The sequence below is a fragment of the Klebsiella sp. w6 genome (assembly GCF_033100215.1).
Lineage (GTDB): Bacteria > Pseudomonadota > Gammaproteobacteria > Enterobacterales > Enterobacteriaceae > Klebsiella > Klebsiella variicola.
Genome location: NZ_CP136907.1, coordinates 183259 through 200894, shown reverse-complemented (window position 1 = coordinate 200894; position 17636 = coordinate 183259). Strand labels below are relative to the sequence as shown.

Here is a 17636-nt window from a genome sequence, read left to right as displayed (position 1 = left end):
ATGAATGTAAATAATGAAGATATCAATGACAGAATTATTAACGGTTCATCTATTTATATTTCACGTATAAAAAAACCTGCCCTGAGGCAGGTCTTTTATTATTACCGATACGCTTACTGCAGCAGAGAAATATCCGCGACCTGCAGGAACAGTTCACGCAGTTTGGACAGCAGCGTCAGACGGTTGATGCGAACATCTTTGTCTTCAGCGTTAACCATCACGTTCTCGAAGAATTCATCCACCGGCTCGCGCAGCGCAGCCAGCTCAATCAGCGCATCCTGATAACGGCCTGCGGCGAAATACGGCTGCAGTTTGTCGCGCAGCACCACCAGATTGCCCGCCAGCTTGATTTCCGCCGCTTCTTTCAGCACTGAAGCGTGAACGATGTCGTTCAGCGTCTCGTCGGATTTCGCGAGGATGTTGGAGACACGTTTGTTTGCCGCCGCCAGCGCGGAGGACTCTTCCAGGGTACGGAAGTGCGATACGGCTTTCATGCGCGCATCAAAATCCGCCGGGCGGGTTGGACGACGCGCCAGTACCGCCTGGATCGTGTCGACGCCGTAACCTTCGTCCTGATACCAGGCGCGGAAGCGGCCCAGCATAAAGTCGATCACATCATCAACCACGTTGGCGTTGGTCAGCTTCTCACCGTACAGACGCACCGCTTCTTCGGTCAGCGTTTGCAAATCGAGATTCAGGTTCTTCTCAACGATGATACGCAGCACGCCCAGCGCGGCGCGGCGCAGCGCAAACGGGTCTTTATCGCCTTTCGGATGCTGCCCGATACCAAAGATACCCGCCAGGGTGTCCATCTTATCGGCAATCGCCACCGCGCAGGCCACCGGGTTAGACGGCAGCGCGTCGCCGGCAAAGCGCGGCTGATACTGCTCGTTCAGCGCCACGGCCACGTCTTCCGCTTCGCCGTCATGGCGCGCGTAGTGCATCCCCATCACGCCCTGGGTGTCGGTGAACTCGAAGACCATGTTGGTCATCAGGTCGCACTTGGACAGCAGGCCCGCGCGGGTCGCATGGTTCACGTCAGCGCCAATCTGCCCGGCAATCCAGCCCGCCAGCGCCTGGATGCGATCGGTCTTGTCGCGCAGGGTCCCAAGTTGCTGTTGGAACAGCACGGTTTCCAGACGCGGCAGGTTATCTTCCAGACGTTTTTTACGGTCGGTGTTGAAGAAGAATTCAGCATCGGCCAGACGCGGACGAACCACCTTCTCGTTACCGGAGATGATCTGCTGCGGATCTTTGGACTCGATGTTGGCCACGAAGATAAAGTTCGGCAGCAGTTTGCCGGCATTGTCGTAGACCGGGAAGTACTTCTGGTCGCCCTTCATGGTGTAAACCAGCGCTTCGGACGGCACCGCGAGGAATTTTTCTTCGAACTTCGCCGTCAGCACCACCGGCCATTCCACCAGCGAGGTGACTTCTTCCAGCAGGCTTTCGCTCAGATCGGCTTGACCGCCAATCTTACGCGCCGCTTCTTCCGCATCGGCTTTGATTTTGGCTTTACGCTGTTCGTAATCGGCGATGACTTTACCGCGCTCCAGCAGGATCTGCGGGTACTGGTCGGCATGATCGATAGTGAACTCCGGCTCACCCATAAAGCGATGCCCGCGAATCACGCGATCGGACGGAATACCGAGGATAGTGGCCGGGATCACTTTGTCACCCAGCAGCAAAGTCACCGTGTGAACCGGACGCACGAAGTGGACGTCAGACGCGCCCCAGCGCATCAGTTTCGGGATCGGCAGCTTCGCCAGCGAGCTGGCAATCATGTTCGGCAGCAGCGCTTCAGTGCTTTCGCCCTTTACATGGGCGCGATACAGCAGCCACTCGCCTTTGTCGGTGGTCAGACGTTCGGCCTGATCGACGGTGATACCGCAGCCGCGCGCCCAGCCTTCGGCCGCTTTGCTTGGCTTGCCTTCGGCATCGAACGCCTGGGCAATAGCCGGGCCGCGTTTTTCCACTTCGCGATCGGCTTGCGCCGCCGCCAGGTTGGCTACCTTCAGCGCCAGACGACGCGGGGCGGCAAACCATTCCACTTTACCGTGTGCGAGGCCGGCATTATCCAGCTCCGCGGTCACGTTCGCAGCAAAAGATTCCGCCAGGCTGCGCAGCGCTTTTGGTGGCAGCTCTTCAGTGCCGATTTCCACCAGAAAAGTATTCTCAGACATGGCCGCCTCTTATTTATTCTTGTTGCACATCGGGAAGCCGAGCGCTTCACGGGAAGCGTAGTACGCTTCCGCCACTGCTTTAGTCAGGGTGCGAATGCGCAGAATATAGCGCTGACGCTCGGTGACGGAGATGGCTTTACGCGCATCCAGCAGGTTAAAGCTGTGAGCCGCTTTCAGAATACGTTCATAGGCCGGCAGCGGCAGCGGGGTCTCCAGCGCCAGCAGCTGCTGGGCCTCTTTCTCATACTGCTCAAAGCAGGAGAACAGGAAGTCGACGTCGGCGTATTCGAAGTTATAGGTGGACTGCTCCACTTCATTCTGGTGGAACACGTCGCCGTAAGTGGTTTTACCCAGCGGGCCATCGCTCCAGACCAGGTCATAAACGCTGTCCACGCCCTGGATGTACATCGCCAGACGCTCCAGACCGTAGGTGATCTCGCCGGTCACCGGCTTACACTCGAGGCCGCCCACCTGCTGGAAGTAGGTGAACTGCGTCACTTCCATGCCGTTGAGCCACACTTCCCAGCCCAGACCCCAGGCGCCCAGCGTCGGGTTTTCCCAGTTGTCTTCGACAAAACGAATATCGTGAATGGTCGGGTCCATACCCAGCTCTTTCAGCGATCCGAGGTACAGCTCCTGAATGTTGTCCGGAGAGGGCTTAATCACCACCTGGAACTGATAGTAGTGCTGTAAACGGTTCGGGTTTTCGCCATAGCGGCCATCGGTTGGACGACGGGAAGGCTGCACGTAGGCGGTCGCCATTGGCTCCGGCCCTAACGCGCGCAGGCAGGTCATCGGGTGAGAGGTGCCGGCGCCGACTTCCATGTCCAGTGGTTGAACAATGGTGCAGCCCTGACGAGCCCAGTAATCCTGTAAGGTCAGGATCAGGCCCTGGAAGGTCCTGGTATCAAACTTTTGCATATGATTTCGTGCTGGATACGTGTGGATTTAAAGGAAGGAGTCAGTATACCCGCTGGCTGCGAGATATACAGTACGAAACGGCGTTGTTTCAGGAAAACGGACGAAATTTACGCCAGCCGGGGTCGATTCAGCGCATCGAAAGATGCATAAACTGGCCGTCCGGGTCAAAGGAACAGATGAAACGCTCATTCTTGCCGGTCCGCCCCGAAAGCTCATAGCTCGCCTGGAATTGTTCAAAATGGTTCACGTCAACGAGCTGCGTTTGCGTGTTGTAGCGAATAGCGGCCTGATCCTTGCAAAGCTGGGCCATATTGAGCGTCGTTTGCGGAGTAATGCGTGCGCGCTGCGCTTTTTGCGCCGGGGGAGAAATGGTCTCGCTGCAGCCCGCGAGGAGCAGCACCAGCATAATGGAAACAACACCTTTCACCACGTACTCCTCCACCGCCTTGTTAGCAAGTTGTTATCGTAAAGATTCAGTATTACAGGTATTTTGCGAATATCATAAAACCGCGACAAGTCTGTGACCGAAAACTCAGACTAATCTATTGCGACACCGGGACATAAGGCGGGTCAGACCTTATTTCGCCAGCAGACTTTGAGGGACTGATGCAAGAAAAGATACACTGGATCACCAACCTGCGCGGTATCGCCTGCATGATGGTGGTGATGATCCACAGTACCAGTTGGTATATCACTCATCCGCATGCCATCACCCTTATGGAATGGGACATCGCCAATCTGCTCAATTCCGCCTCCCGCGTCAGCGTGCCGCTGTTTTTTATGATCTCGGGATACCTGTTTTTTGGCGAGCGCAGCGCCCAGCCGCGCCATTTCTGGCGAATTGGTTTGTGCATTGCGTTCTATAGCGCGCTGTCTCTGCTGTATATCGCGCTGTTTACCCATATCAACGTCGAGCTATCGTTAAAGAATTTGCTGCAGAAGCCCGTCTTCTACCACCTGTGGTTTTTCTTTGCTATCACCGTCATCTACCTGCTCTCACCGCTGATTCAGGTTAAGTCCGTCAGCGGCAAAATGCTGCTGGCGCTGATGGCGATCCTCGGTATTCTGGCCAACCCCAATATGGTCAGCGTCAAAGCCGCCGGGATTGAGTGGCTGCCAGTCAACCTCTATATCAACGGCGATACCTTCTACTACGTGCTCTACGGCGTGCTGGGCAGAGCCATTGGCACCCTGGACACCGATAAAAAATGGCTGACCCCGCTCTGCGCCGCGCTGTTCATCGCCGCCGTGTGGGTTATCTCCCGCGGCACGTTGCATGAGCTGCGCTGGCGCGGAGACTTTGGCGACACCTGGTATCTCTACTGCGGGCCGGCGGTGTTCGTTTGCGCGGTCGCCCTGCTGACGCTGGCCAAAAACTGGCTTAACGCACGTCCCCTGCCCGGTATCGCCTGCATTGCGCGACATTCACTGGGGATCTACGGTTTCCATGCCCTGATAGTGCATGCGCTGCGCGCCAGCCATCTGGAGCTGTCCCGCTGGCCGCTGCTGGACATTGTGTGGATATTTAGCGCCGCCCTGCTCGGCAGCCTGCTGCTGTCAGGCCTGGTGCAGCGGATTGATAGCCGCCGGCTGGTCAGCTAACGGTCCGCCACCCGGAGGGGCCCGACTTACGACTCAGGCCCCTCTTCCGTCACGCTGAGAGGTTCCCGTAAGCGCGTCGGGTCCCAGGCATCACGCACGTTTTTCTGCACCGCAACAGCGCCAAACAGGCTCAAAAAGTACGCCAGCCCATAGAACCCTTTCTCGCTGAGCAGCAGAGTGGCATTCCACAGTCCGATAACCAGCAGACCTACAGCGATAACGAAGACCACCAGGCAGGTGGTGTAGTACAGCGCGGTGGTCGGAATGGCTTCATACTTATCGCGCACCGTCTTTTGATAAGATGCCGCGGCAAACAGCCCCAGTACCAGGACAGCAAAATAATAGCCTTTCTCATTCAACTGCATATCGGCATTCCACAGCCCCACCAGATAGGTGACGATGCCGCCGATCAGGGCAATCCAGGAGATCAAATGAAACGCCGGAGAATACGTCGCGTGCTTGTTTTCCATCACTTTTTACCTTTTACGCGCCTCGGAGCGGCGCTTATTCCGTTTTTTGCATCGCCCGGGCGACGCGGGTCCGTTCGGGGGTTGCCGATGCGCCATATAAGCAGACAAACCATGCCGCGATATAGACGGCTTTTTCATGCCAGTCTGCCGGCACATACCAGGCGCCGACCAGCAGCAGGCCGACCGATAGCAGCAGCACCAGCCGACATAAGGCAATAAAACCGTCGTCCTGTTCCTGCCACTGGCTGGCGCGCTGATGGGCGAGGACGGCAAACATCCCCATCACCAGTACGCCAAGAAAATAACCTTTACCGCTAAACAACGGGCAGGTTCGCCAGATACCGAGCAGATAAACCAGCGATCCTGCTGCCATCATCACCCTGGCAATGTTGCGTTTTGTGTTCATCTCACCTCCCTGGTCGACAGGGGCTGATTATGACCGAGTCACCCGACGATGCCGCAGGTTATGCACGGCAAAGCGGTGATTTCGGAATAAACAAATACGCTTTTTTGGATGGATGTAGCCGGGACATTCAGGGAGGGAATCCGCCCGGCGCTGCCGGACGGACTGAGGCTAAGACATCAGCGGTTTCAGCTGCTGATAAATCTGGCGGAAGGTTTCCCGCTGTGGCGCATAGTGGGCCACACGGCGATCGTCCGGGCGATGCGCTTGTTCAAGCGGCAGCGGCTTCAGCAGCCCGGCGCGGTCTGCCTCGTCGTGCACCGCCAGCTGCGCCAGCCTGGCCGCCCCCAGCGCCGGGCCGACGTCGCCCCCGGTACGGTAATCGAGCTGCTGGCCGCTGATATCCGCCAGCATTTGTCGCCAGTAAGCGCTGCGCGCCCCGCCGCCGATAAGCGTGATGCTCTGCGGCTTGATGCCGCAGGCGTGTACCACGTCCATGCCATCCGCCAGCGCATAGCCCACGCCCTCCAGCACCGCCCGCGCCAGCTCTGCCGGCCCATGCTGATGCGTCAGGCCAAAAAAGACGCCCTTGGCCTGCGGGTTGTTGTGCGGCGTGCGTTCGCCCGACAGATAGGGCAGGAACCACACCGGACCGGCGCTTTCATCCGCCGTCTGCGCCGCCGCGATCAGCGCCGGCACGCTGGCCAGGCCGGTTAATTTCGCCGCCCAGTCCAGGCAGGAGGCCGCGCTGAGCATCACCGACATCAGATGCCAGCGGCCCGGCAGCGCATGGCAGAAGCTGTGCACCGCGCTTTCGGGTTTGCTGAGGAACCCTTCGCTGACGGCGAAGTAGACGCCTGAGGTGCCCAGCGACAGCATTGCCTGGCCGGCGTCGGCCATTCCGACCCCGACCGCGCCTGCGGCGTTGTCGCCACCGCCGCCCACCACCAGCGCCTGCGGCATATTCCACGCCTGCGCCACCTCAGGTCGCAGTTGCCCGGTGACGTCGCTGCCTTCAAACAGCGCCGGCATCGCATCCCGACTGAGATCGCAGGCGGCGAGCATCTCATCGCTCCAGTCACGCCGGGCGACGTCCAGCCACATCGTACCGGCGGCGTCAGACATGTCGCTGGCAAGCTCGCCGGTCATGCGCAGGCGCAGATAGTCCTTCGGCAGCAGCACTTTATCGACCTGGTTGAACACCGCCGCCTCGTGGCGCTGCACCCAGAGTAACTTCGGCGCCGTAAAGCCCGGCATCATCAGGTTGCCGGTGATCTGCCGGGAAGCGCTGACTTTTTCCTCCAGCAGCTGGCACTCTTCGGCGCAGCGGCCGTCATTCCATAAAATGGCCGGACGCAGCACCTGTAACGATTTATCCAGCAACGTGGCGCCGTGCATCTGACCAGCGATGCCCAGCGCCTTCACGTCGCGCAGGCTATGCTGCGCGCCCAGGGCTTTCATCGCCGTGTCTGTCGCCAGCCACCACTGTTCGGGATCTTGTTCCGACCACAGCGGATGCGGACGCGAGACGGTGAGTTTTTCGGTATGCGATGCCACTACCTCACCCTGCTCATTCAGCAGAATGGCTTTGACGCCCGATGTTCCCAGATCGATGCCGATATACATACTACCTCTCCTTAAACGCGCGCCACGGCTAAGCGTGGCGCGAACAGAGCATCCTGGTTGCGACGCCGGTCACGCCGGGCGCCGCCGCATGATTACTTATCAAACAGATAATGGTTGACCAGGTTTTCCAGTTGTTCCTGCTGGCCGCTGCGATGCTGCGGCGCCAGCTGATGCTGAGTGGCATACTGGGCAATGTCGCTGAGGGTCATCTGCCCGTTAAGGATCTGCTGCCCCAGCTCACCGTTCCAGCCGGCGTAGCGTCTGGCCACACGTTTATCCAGCTCACCGTCCTCAATCATCCGCGCCGCAACTTTTAGCGACAGCGCCATGGTATCCATCGCGCCAATATGACCATAGAACAGGTCGTATTTGTCGGTACTCTGCCGGCGCACTTTCGCATCAAAGTTGAGGCCGCCGGTGGTGAAGCCGCCCGCTTTAAGAATTTCATACATCACCAGCGCATTCTCTTCGACGCTGTTCGGGAACTGGTCGGTATCCCAGCCCAGCTGCGGATCGCCGCGGTTGGCGTCGACGGAGCCGAACAGCCCCAGCGCGATGGCCGTCGCGATTTCATGATGGAACGAATGGCCGGCGAGCGTGGCATGGTTAGCTTCAATATTCAGTTTAATCTCTTTTTCCAGACCAAACTGTTTGAGGAAGCCGTAAACGGTAGAGGCATCATAGTCATACTGATGCTTGGTCGGTTCCTGCGGTTTGGGCTCAATCAGCAGCGTGCCTTTAAAGCCAATTTTATGCTTATGCTCCACCACCAGTTGCATGAAGCGGCCAATCTGTTCACGCTCCTGGCGCAGGTCGGTATTCAGCAGGGTTTCATAGCCCTCGCGACCGCCCCACAGCACATAGTTTTCGCCTCCCAGCTGATGAGTGGCATTCATGGCGGTGACCACCTGGGTGGCCGCCCAGCTAAACACTTCCGGATCCGGGTTGGTGGCCGCGCCGGCGCCGTAGCGCGGGTTGGTAAAGCAGTTTGCGGTCCCCCACAGAAGCTTCACGCCGCTCTGCTGCTGTTTCTCTGCCAGCACCTCGACCATGCGGGCGAAGTTATTGCTGTACTCCTGCAGCGAGGCGCCTTCCGGCGAGACATCGACATCGTGGAAACAGTAGTAAGGCACGTTGAGTTTGTGGAAGAATTCAAACGCCACATCGGCTTTACGTTTGGCCATCTCCAGGGCGTCGCCAGGCTGCTGCCATGGGCGGTCAAAGGAGCCCACGCCAAACATATCGGCGCCATTCCAGCAGAAGGTATGCCAGTAACAGGCCGCAAAACGCAGATGATCTTCCATCCGTTTGCCCAGCACCAGTTCATCCGGGTTGTAGTGACGGAAAGCCAGCGGGTTAGTGGATTTCGGGCCTTCGTAACGAACGCGATCGAGTTGATCGAAATAGGTCTGCATAGAGAACTCCATATTCAGAGATGCGGCGAATAACCAATCAGATACCCTAAATAATTCGAGTTGCAGGAAGGCGGCAAGAGCGTGAACCCTCAGGCGCTGGCGCCAGCAAAGGTCGGAGCAACGAATGTCACCAACCCACCTACAACTTGAAGTATGACGGGTTTAAGCCAATATAGAATTTCACTTTCCTTCTCCTCAATTACGTTATTTCACACCGCCATTGAGAGAATCCACAAACGTGCGCCAGCTCGCAAAAAATAATATACTTCCGCCTTCTCCGTGCCTTGTCGGACAAGTCCAGTGCAATAATAAGAGTGTGCATGAATAAAATACGATCGCCGTCATAATTTGCACATTAAACGAAATTTCATAACGGCAAAATAAGAACCGGTAATTGCCAGCCCTGCTTTCCGCGTTAAGAATCTGTAACGTATCCGCAACCTCATGTATCAAACATTATTTTCCGTTCGTCTTACCTACCCTTACAAAAAAGGTATCATTATTATGAAGATAAAGAACCTTTGCCTTACACTTTGCGCCAGCTCCCTCCTGCTCGCCAGCATGGCGGGGATGGCGAAAGAAGTGAAGATTGGCATGGCCATCGACGATCTGCGTCTGGAGCGCTGGCAGAAAGACCGTGATATTTTCGTCAATAAAGCGGAATCCTTAGGCGCCAAAGTTTTTGTCCAGTCCGCCAACGGTAATGAAGAAACGCAGATGTCGCAAATTGAAAATATGATCAACCGCGGCGTCGATGTGTTAGTCATTATTCCTTATAACGGTCAGGTACTCAGCAACGTGATTAAAGAAGCCAAGCAGGAAGGTATTAAAGTCCTGGCCTATGACCGTATGATTAATAATGCTGATATTGATTTCTATATTTCTTTCGACAATGAAAAAGTCGGTGAAATGCAGGCGCAAAGTCTGGTCGACAAAGTGCCGCAGGGTAATTATTTCCTGATGGGCGGCTCGCCGGTGGATAATAACGCCAAACTGTTCCGCGCCGGGCAGATGAAGGTCCTCAAACCGTATGTGGATGAAGGCAAAATTAAGATTGTCGGCGATCAGTGGGTTGACGGCTGGCTGCCGGAGAACGCGCTGAAAATAATGGAAAACGCGCTGACGGCGAATAATAACAAGATCGATGCCGTGGTCGCCTCCAATGACGCCACCGCCGGCGGCGCCATCCAGGCCTTAACCGCCCAGGGGCTGGCCGGTAAAGTGGCGATCTCCGGTCAGGATGCTGACCTGGCGGGTGTGAAGCGCATTATTTCCGGTACTCAGACGATGACCGTCTATAAACCGATTACCACCCTGGCCACCAACGCCGCTGAAATCGCCGTTGAGCTGGGTAACGATAAGCAGCCGAAGGCCGATACCACGCTGAATAACGGCTTAAAAGATGTCCCTTCGCGCCTGTTAACGCCCATTGAGGTGAATAAAGAGAATATCGACGCCACGGTGATTAAAGACGGTTTCCATAAAAAGAGTGAACTGTAATGGCTGACGCCCCGCTGCGGGGCGTCATTTTCATCCCGCCGGATATCACTTTTGCGGAGTCTTTATGGCCTGGCTACTCGAAATGAAGAACATCACCAAAACCTTCGGCGCCGTTAAAGCCGTGGATAACGTCAGCCTGCGTCTTAACGCGGGTGAGGTGGTCTCGTTATGCGGTGAAAATGGGTCGGGGAAATCGACGCTGATGAAGGTGTTGTGCGGTATCTATCCGCACGGAAGCTATGAGGGCGAGATTATTTTTGCCGGCGAAACGCTGCAGGCAAACCATATTCGCGATACCGAACGCAAAGGCATCGCCATTATTCACCAGGAGCTGGCGCTGGTGAAACATCTCACCGTGCTGGAGAATATTTTCCTCGGCGCCGAGATCTCCCGCCACGGTCTGCTGGATTATGAAACCATGACGCTGCGCTGTCAGAAGCTGTTGGCGCAGGTCAATCTGCCCATATCGCCCGACACCCGCGTCGGCGACCTCGGCCTTGGCCAGCAGCAGCTGGTGGAGATCGCCAAGGCGCTGAATAAACAGGTTCGTCTGCTGATCCTCGACGAACCGACCGCTTCCTTAACCGAACAAGAGACCGCGACGCTGCTGACGATCATTCGCGATCTGCAAAACCACGGTATCGCCTGCATTTATATTTCTCACAAGCTCAATGAGGTCAAAGCGATCTCCGACACGATCTGCGTGATCCGCGATGGCCAGCACATCGGCACCCGCGACGCCAGCGGCATGAGCGAAGACGATATCATCACCATGATGGTCGGCCGCGAGCTCACCGCGCTCTATCCCAGCGAGCCGCACACCCACGGCGAGGAGATCCTGCGGGTCGAACATTTAACCGCCTGGCACCCGGTAAACCGCCATATTAAACGCGTCAATGACGTCTCGTTTTCCCTGCGTCGCGGGGAAATCCTCGGCATCGCCGGGCTGGTCGGCGCCGGACGTACCGAGGCGGTACAGTGCCTGTTCGGCGTCTGGCCGGGGCGCTGGCAAGGGGAGATCTTTATTGATGGCCAGCCGGTGAGCATTTCTAACTGCCAGCAGGCCATTGCCCACGGCATCGCCATGGTGCCGGAAGACCGCAAAAAAGACGGCATCGTGCCGGTGATGGCGGTGGGCAAAAACATTACCCTGGCGGCGCTCAACCAGTTCACCGGCGCGATGAGCAGCCTGGACGACGCCGCCGAGCAGCACTGCATTCAGCAGTCCATTCAGCGTTTGAAAATTAAAACCTCTTCGCCGGAACTGGCGATTGGCCGCCTGAGCGGCGGCAACCAGCAAAAGGCGATACTCGCGCGCTGTCTGCTGCTCAATCCGCGCATTCTGATCCTCGACGAACCCACCCGTGGCATCGATATCGGGGCAAAGTATGAAATTTATAAACTGATTAACCAGCTGGTGCAGCAGGGCATCGCGGTCATTGTCATTTCATCAGAACTGCCCGAGGTGCTCGGTCTCAGCGATCGGGTGCTGGTTATGCACGAAGGCAGACTAAAAGCCAATTTGGTTAATCAACATCTGACCCAGGAGCAGGTGATGGAAGCCGCGCTGAGGAGCGAACGCCATGTCGAAGAACACGTCGTCTGAAATCAAACTCACCCCAACCGCCCCCGCCGCCTTGCCGGCGCTGAAGGGGCTGAATCTCCAGGTCTTTGTGATGATCGCCGCCATCGTCGTCATTATGCTGTTTTTCACCTGGGTTACCGATGGCGCCTACCTGAGCGCACGCAATATCTCCAACCTGCTGCGCCAGACGGCCATCACCGGCATCCTCGCCGTTGGCATGGTGTTTGTGATTATTTCGGCAGAAATCGACCTGTCCGTCGGCTCGATGATGGGGCTGCTGGGCGGCGCCGCGGCAATCTTTGACGTCTGGCTCGGCTGGCCGCTGCCGCTCACCATCCTGGTGACCCTGGTGATGGGCCTGCTGCTCGGGGCGTGGAACGGATGGTGGGTGGCCTATCGCAAGGTTCCCTCGTTTATCGTCACCCTCGCCGGGATGCTGGCGTTTCGCGGCATTCTGATCGGCATCACCAACGGGACCACCGTCTCGCCCACCAGCCCGGCGATGGCGCAGATCGGTCAAAGCTATCTGCCAGACGGTATTGGGTTTGGCATCGGCGTTGTCGGCATGGCGGCGTTTATCGTCTGGCAGTGGCGCGGGCGGATGCGCCGTCAGGCGTTAGGTCTGGCGACCTCATCCTCCACCGCCGCCGTTGGCCGTCAGGCCATTACCGCGGTGATTGTGCTGGGCGCAATCTGGCTGCTCAATGACTATCGTGGCGTGCCGACCCCGGTGCTGATCCTCGCTGCCCTGCTGCTGGCAGGCCTGTTTATGGCCACCCGCACCGCCTTTGGTCGTCGCATCTATGCCATCGGCGGCAACCTGGAGGCGGCCCGCCTCTCAGGGATCAACGTCGAGCGAACCAAGCTGGCGGTGTTTGCCATTAACGGCCTGATGGTCGCCATTGCCGGGCTGATCCTCAGCTCGCGCCTCGGCGCCGGGTCGCCCTCGGCGGGCAATATCGCCGAACTGGACGCCATCGCCGCCTGCGTCATCGGCGGCACCAGCCTGGCGGGCGGCATCGGAAGCGTCGCCGGAGCGGTAATGGGGGCGTTTATTATGTCAGCCCTGGATAACGGCATGAGCATGATGGACGTCGCCACCTTCTGGCAATATATCGTTAAAGGCGCCATTTTGCTGCTGGCGGTGTGGATGGACTCCGCCACCAAGCGGCGCGCGTGAGGAGAGACTCTCTGGAGAATGTCTGAATTCTTTGCGCTACCGCCAAACTTCGCCACAAGGCGCTTGAAATATCTCGGGCATTAGCCGGTAGTGTATACCCAACAGCATTCGGGTTGCAGACGGCGCCCCCGGGCTGCGTACCGGCGTACGTGGCCCGGGTGAGTGAGGAAGCCAGGCCATCGGCAACATCATGAATGAAGGGGTATGACCGGGGTTAGAGCAGGAACATTATCTATGTTTGAAAAGCGTCACCGTATTACGCTGTTATTCAATGCCAACAAAGCTTATGACCGCCAGGTGGTTGAGGGCGTCGGCGAGTATCTGCAAGCCTCCCAGCTGGAGTGGGATATCTTTATTGAAGAGGATTTTCGGGCACGAATCGAAAACATCAAAGAGTGGTTGGGCGATGGCGTTATCGCCGACTATGACGATCCCGAAATTGAAAAGCTGCTGGCCGATGTCCACGTGCCCATCGTCGGCGTCGGCGGCTCTTATCATCAGCCAGAGCAGTACCCGCCGGTCCACTATATTGCCACGGACAACGCCGCGCTGGTGGAAAGCGCCTTTCTTCATTTGAAGGAAAAAGGGGTGCACCGCTTCGCGTTTTACGGACTCCCCACCTCCAGCGGTAAACGCTGGGCGGTAGAGCGCGAGTATGCCTTCTGCCAGTTGGTCGCGAAGGAGAAGTATCGCGGCGTGGTCTACCAGGGGCTGGAGACGGCGCCGGAAAACTGGCAGCACGCGCAAAACCGGCTCGCCGACTGGCTGCAAACCCTGCCGCCGCAAACTGGCATCATCGCCGTCACCGACGCCCGCGCCCGCCACGTCCTGCAGGCCTGCGAGCTGCTGCATATCCCGGTGCCAGAAAAACTCTGCGTTATTGGTATCGATAACGAGGAGCTGACCCGCTATCTCTCTCGCGTCGCCCTCTCCTCCGTCGCCCAGGGCACCCGCCAGATGGGTTATCAGGCGGCAAAATTACTCCACCGGCTGCTGAATAACGAGGTGCTCCCGCTGCAGCGCCAGCTGATCCCGCCGATGCGTGTCGTTGAGCGACGCTCCACCGACTACCGGTCATTGAACGATCCCTCCGTGATTCAGGCGATGCATTACATTCGCAACAATGCCTGCAAAGGCATCAAGGTGGAACAGGTGCTCGACGCCGTGGGCATCTCTCGCTCCAATCTGGAGAAACGCTTCAAAGAGGAAGTCGGGGAGACCATCCACACGGTGATCCACAGCGAGAAACTGGAAAAGGCGCGCAGCCTGCTGGTGTCCACCAGCCTGTCGATCAATGAGATATCACAGATGTGCGGCTACCCATCGCTGCAATATTTTTATTCGGTGTTTAAGAAGGAGTACGACGTGACGCCGAAGGAGTACCGTGACCGGCACAGCGAGGTGATGCTGTAGGGTAAAAAAATGCCCGGCGACAAGGCCGGGCATCCGGATTACAGATGGGCGGCGATGAGCCGCTGATTGTCCTGATACATCGCGAAGAGATAGTTGTTGTAGCTCGACCCTTTGGTCGAATAACCCTTCAGCTTATGAATCATCGTACTGGCCGTCACTTCCTGATCCGCCTTGCGCAGCTGCAGGCGCGATTTGCGGAATGAAGAATAAGCCGGGTGGGTGTTCAGGTTGGTGACATAAGCCTGCACCGACTGCTCCACTGATTCGAACTGCGAGTAGCCTTTCATCGCCCCGCGGCAGCGACCGGCGCCGCACTTCATGCCAAACAGGTTGTTGTTCTCACGCGCCAGCTTGGAGGTACCCCAGCCACTTTCCGCCGCCGCCATGGTTGCTACCATGCTGTTCGGAATAATGTCGACACGCTCAAGCAGCGCGTTCCAGGGCACATGACGCGTATTGCCTGACCACTTCACCTTATAACGGGCAGCGATATCTTTCAGGCGCGCCTTCTCAGTCGGCGACCAGCGAGCATCGTACTGCTTGGAAACAAGCCAGTTACGATCCGCAGTAATCGCCTGATTCTGCTTGGTAATATAAGGCATGACCGTCCGGAGAAACGCTTTTTTCCTTGGTGTTCCGGAAGGGTATTTTCGCAAGTCAGGAAGTGAACTGCTCTTTACACTATTGCGAGAATACTCTTGTTTACTGCTTACCTTAGTACTACTGATCTTCTTAACCGTTGGGGCTTTATGACTCTTTGTTGCTGTGTGCGTTGTTGCCAACACACTACCTGAAAATACACAGGTTAGTAACATAAGTATGGCGGCCCCATATCGTCGTATGGGATTCGATATCATCAGGTCTCCTGGTCGGATATATGCATTCCAACACCTTGTTTTTCACAAAAAAACGATAGCTGAATCGCTAATAGTATCAAAAATACGCAATGAGAGCATCAACAGAAATAGTCCAATTCCGAATTGGTGTCATCTGAAATCGGTTTCTGCGACGCATCGCCAGTGCGAAAATGCTAGCTTCGTCTCATTTTTAGCCTATTTTTTGAGCGGTGTCACTCACCCCTTTTCATCCTCCTGGTAAAACGCCCGCCAGGAGGAGTTCACCCGTGCGGCAACAAGGCACACTAGATAAAAACCGCTCAAGGATCCCGCAATGAAACTCGCTGCGCTTGCCACGTTATTCGTGCCTGGGATGGCCTTTGCCGCCTGGACTACTACCGACTTCCCTGCCTTTACCGAAGAAGGGACGGGCCGATTCATCAGCCAGAAAGTGGTTGAGAAGGGTACACGTCCTCTGCAGCTAAATTTTGACCAGCAGTGCTGGCAGCCTTCCGGCGGCATTAAGCTCAACCAGATGCTGTCCATGGAGCCCTGCCGTGGCACCCCGCCGCAATGGCGTATCTTCCGCCAGGGGTTGTATACCCTGGAGGTGGATACCCGCTCCGGCACACCGACAATGATGATTTCGCTGGAGGAAAAAGAGGCCAGCGCCGCGGCGCCGCAAATCCGTCAGTGTCCGAAGTGGGATGGAAAACCGCTGACCATCGACGTCAGCAAAACCTTCGCCGAGGGCAGCAAGGTCCGCGATTTCTACAGCGGCAATGTCGCGACCGTCAGCGGCGGCAAAATCACCCTGCAGCCCGCCTTCGGCAGCAATGGCCTGCTGCTGCTCGAGCGCGCCGAGACCGCCGCCCCGGCGCCGTTTGACTGGCACAACGCCACTGTCTACTTCGTCCTGACCGATCGCTTTGTAAATGGCAACCCGGCCAACGACAACAGCTATGGCCGTCATAAAGACGGCATGCAGGAGATCGGCACCTTCCACGGCGGCGACCTGCAGGGATTAACCAGCAAGCTGGATTATCTGCAGCAGATGGGGGTTAACGCCCTGTGGATCAGCTCCCCGCTCGAGCAGATCCACGGCTGGGTCGGCGGCGGCACGAAGGGCGATTTCCCGCACTACGCCTACCACGGCTACTACACCCAGGACTGGTCGAAACTGGACGCCAACATGGGGACCGAAGCGGATCTCCGCCGACTGGTGGATGAAGCGCATAAGCGCGGCATACGCATCCTGTTTGACGTGGTGATGAACCATACCGGTTACGCCACCCTGGCCGACATGCAGGAGTTCCAGTTCGGCGCCCTGTATCTGCAAGGCGATGAGCTGAAAAAAACCCTTGGCGAGCGCTGGGCGGACTGGAAACCGGGCGCGGGCCAGACCTGGCATAGCTTTAACGACTATATCAACTTCAGCGACAAAGCCGGCTGGGAGAAATGGTGGGGCAAGAAGTGGATCCGCACCGATATCGGCGATTATGACAACCCAGGCTATGACGATCTCACCATGTCGCTGGCCTTCCTGCCGGACCTGAAAACCGAATCGAAGGAAGCCTCAGGCCTGCCGAACTTCTATAGCCATAAACCGGACACCGCGGCGAAGGCGATCCCGGGCTATACGCCGCGCGACTACCTGACGCACTGGCTGAGCCAGTGGGTGCGCGACTACGGCATCGACGGCTTCCGTGTCGATACCGCTAAACACGTGGAGATGGACGCCTGGCAGCAGTTAAAAACCCAGGCCACCGCCGCGCTGGCGGAGTGGAAGAAAGCCAATCCGGATAAAGCGCTGGATGCGGCGCCGTTCTGGATGACCGGCGAAGCCTGGGGACATGGGGTGATGCAGAGCGATTATTATCGCCACGGTTTTGATGCGATGATCAATTTCGACTATCAGGATCAGGCGGCGAAAGCGGCGACCTGTATGGCCAATATTGACCTCACCTGGCAGCAAATGGCCGACAAACTGCAGAGCTTTAACGTCCTGAGTTACCTCTCCTCGCACGATACGCGCCTGTTCCGCGAAGGCGGCACCACCGCGGCGGAGCTGTTGCTGCTGGCCCCTGGCGCCGTGCAGATTTTCTATGGTGACGAATCATCACGTCCGTTCGGCCCCACCGGCTCGGACCCGCTGCAGGGCACCCGTTCGCAGATGAACTGGCAGGATGTTAATGGCAAGGCGGCCCGCAGCGTCACTCACTGGCAGAAGATCGGTCAGTTCCGCGCTCGCCATCCGGCAATCGGCATGGGCAAACAGACAACGCTGTCGATGCCACGTGGTTACGGGTTCGTGCGTGAGAGCGGTGAAGACAAAGTGATGGTCATCTGGGCCGGACAGCAGCAGTAATCCACAGGTGGCTCTCCGCCCTGGCGGGGAGCCATTCAGAACAAAACGCTAACAAAATAGCAATTTACAGGATAAAGATAAAAAGCCGTCTCCTCCCACCGATTTGCACCACGCTAGCGCTGGCGTTATGGTTA

14 protein-coding genes are annotated in these 17636 nt (G+C 57.3%); 6 read left to right on the top strand and 8 right to left on the bottom strand.

From position 1 onward, the window contains the following. Positions 1 to 113: 113 nt before the first annotated feature. From glyS to R0140_RS00950, 3 genes are all read right to left on the bottom strand, one after another. Complete coding sequence (gene glyS, locus R0140_RS00960; RefSeq protein ID WP_012967074.1) at positions 114 to 2183, bottom strand: glycine--tRNA ligase subunit beta; 2070 nt, start codon at positions 2181 to 2183, stop codon at positions 114 to 116. A gap of 9 nt (positions 2184 to 2192) precedes the next feature. Then, positions 2193 to 3104 carry a glycine--tRNA ligase subunit alpha gene (glyQ, locus tag R0140_RS00955; protein WP_004205014.1) on the bottom strand — a complete coding sequence of 304 codons (912 nt, stop codon included), beginning with the start codon at positions 3102 to 3104 and terminating at the stop codon, positions 2193 to 2195. Between the two features lie 127 nt (positions 3105 to 3231). Continuing rightward, complete coding sequence (locus R0140_RS00950; protein ID WP_077598881.1) at positions 3232 to 3531, bottom strand: YsaB family lipoprotein; 300 nt, start codon at positions 3529 to 3531, stop codon at positions 3232 to 3234. Positions 3532 to 3710: 179 nt separating this feature from the next. Between R0140_RS00950 and R0140_RS00945 the strand changes: the two genes are divergently transcribed. Further along, positions 3711 to 4706 carry an acyltransferase gene (locus tag R0140_RS00945; protein WP_032736527.1) on the top strand — a complete coding sequence of 332 codons (996 nt, stop codon included), beginning with the start codon at positions 3711 to 3713 and terminating at the stop codon, positions 4704 to 4706. 26 nt (positions 4707 to 4732) lie between these two features. Here R0140_RS00945 and yiaA read toward each other — a convergent pair whose 3' ends face one another. The 4 genes from yiaA to xylA form a co-directional block, all read right to left on the bottom strand. Then, positions 4733 to 5179 carry an inner membrane protein YiaA gene (gene yiaA / locus R0140_RS00940; protein WP_008806879.1) on the bottom strand — a complete coding sequence of 149 codons (447 nt, stop codon included), beginning with the start codon at positions 5177 to 5179 and terminating at the stop codon, positions 4733 to 4735. A gap of 31 nt (positions 5180 to 5210) precedes the next feature. Then, complete coding sequence (yiaB, locus tag R0140_RS00935) at positions 5211 to 5582, bottom strand: inner membrane protein YiaB (RefSeq protein WP_008806878.1); 372 nt, start codon at positions 5580 to 5582, stop codon at positions 5211 to 5213. Between the two features lie 168 nt (positions 5583 to 5750). Beyond that, positions 5751 to 7205, bottom strand: a complete 1455-nt coding sequence (xylB, locus tag R0140_RS00930) for a xylulokinase (RefSeq protein ID WP_008806877.1) — start codon at positions 7203 to 7205, stop codon at positions 5751 to 5753. A gap of 92 nt (positions 7206 to 7297) precedes the next feature. Then, a complete protein-coding gene (gene xylA / locus R0140_RS00925; RefSeq protein WP_008806876.1) occupies positions 7298 to 8620 on the bottom strand; it encodes a xylose isomerase in 1323 nt (440 codons plus the stop codon). A 504-nt stretch (positions 8621 to 9124) separates the two neighbouring features. Here xylA and xylF point away from each other — a divergent pair. The 4 genes from xylF to xylR all read left to right on the top strand — a co-directional run bounded on the left by xylF (position 9125) and on the right by xylR (position 14298). After that, positions 9125 to 10120, top strand: a complete 996-nt coding sequence (gene xylF, locus R0140_RS00920) for a D-xylose ABC transporter substrate-binding protein (RefSeq protein ID WP_004210164.1) — start codon at positions 9125 to 9127, stop codon at positions 10118 to 10120. A gap of 64 nt (positions 10121 to 10184) precedes the next feature. Further along, positions 10185 to 11726, top strand: coding sequence for a xylose ABC transporter ATP-binding protein (locus R0140_RS00915; protein ID WP_032736528.1), 1542 nt, complete (start codon positions 10185 to 10187; stop codon positions 11724 to 11726). Beyond that, a complete protein-coding gene (gene xylH / locus R0140_RS00910; RefSeq protein ID WP_008806873.1) occupies positions 11704 to 12885 on the top strand; it encodes a xylose ABC transporter permease XylH in 1182 nt (393 codons plus the stop codon). The genes R0140_RS00915 and xylH overlap by 23 nt, the downstream gene beginning before the upstream one ends. A gap of 234 nt (positions 12886 to 13119) precedes the next feature. Next, entirely contained in the window at positions 13120 to 14298 is a 1179-nt protein-coding gene (gene xylR / locus R0140_RS00905) for a D-xylose utilization transcriptional activator XylR (protein ID WP_008806872.1), read from the top strand. Positions 14299 to 14336: 38 nt separating this feature from the next. On the opposite strand, the gene R0140_RS00900 is transcribed toward xylR, so the two are convergent. Further along, positions 14337 to 15155, bottom strand: a complete 819-nt coding sequence (locus R0140_RS00900; RefSeq protein ID WP_008806871.1) for a protein bax — start codon at positions 15153 to 15155, stop codon at positions 14337 to 14339. Positions 15156 to 15468: 313 nt separating this feature from the next. Here R0140_RS00900 and R0140_RS00895 point away from each other — a divergent pair, with 313 nt between their 5' ends. Then, positions 15469 to 17502, top strand: coding sequence for an alpha-amylase (locus R0140_RS00895; RefSeq protein ID WP_032740326.1), 2034 nt, complete (start codon positions 15469 to 15471; stop codon positions 17500 to 17502). Positions 17503 to 17636: the final 134 nt, after the last annotated feature.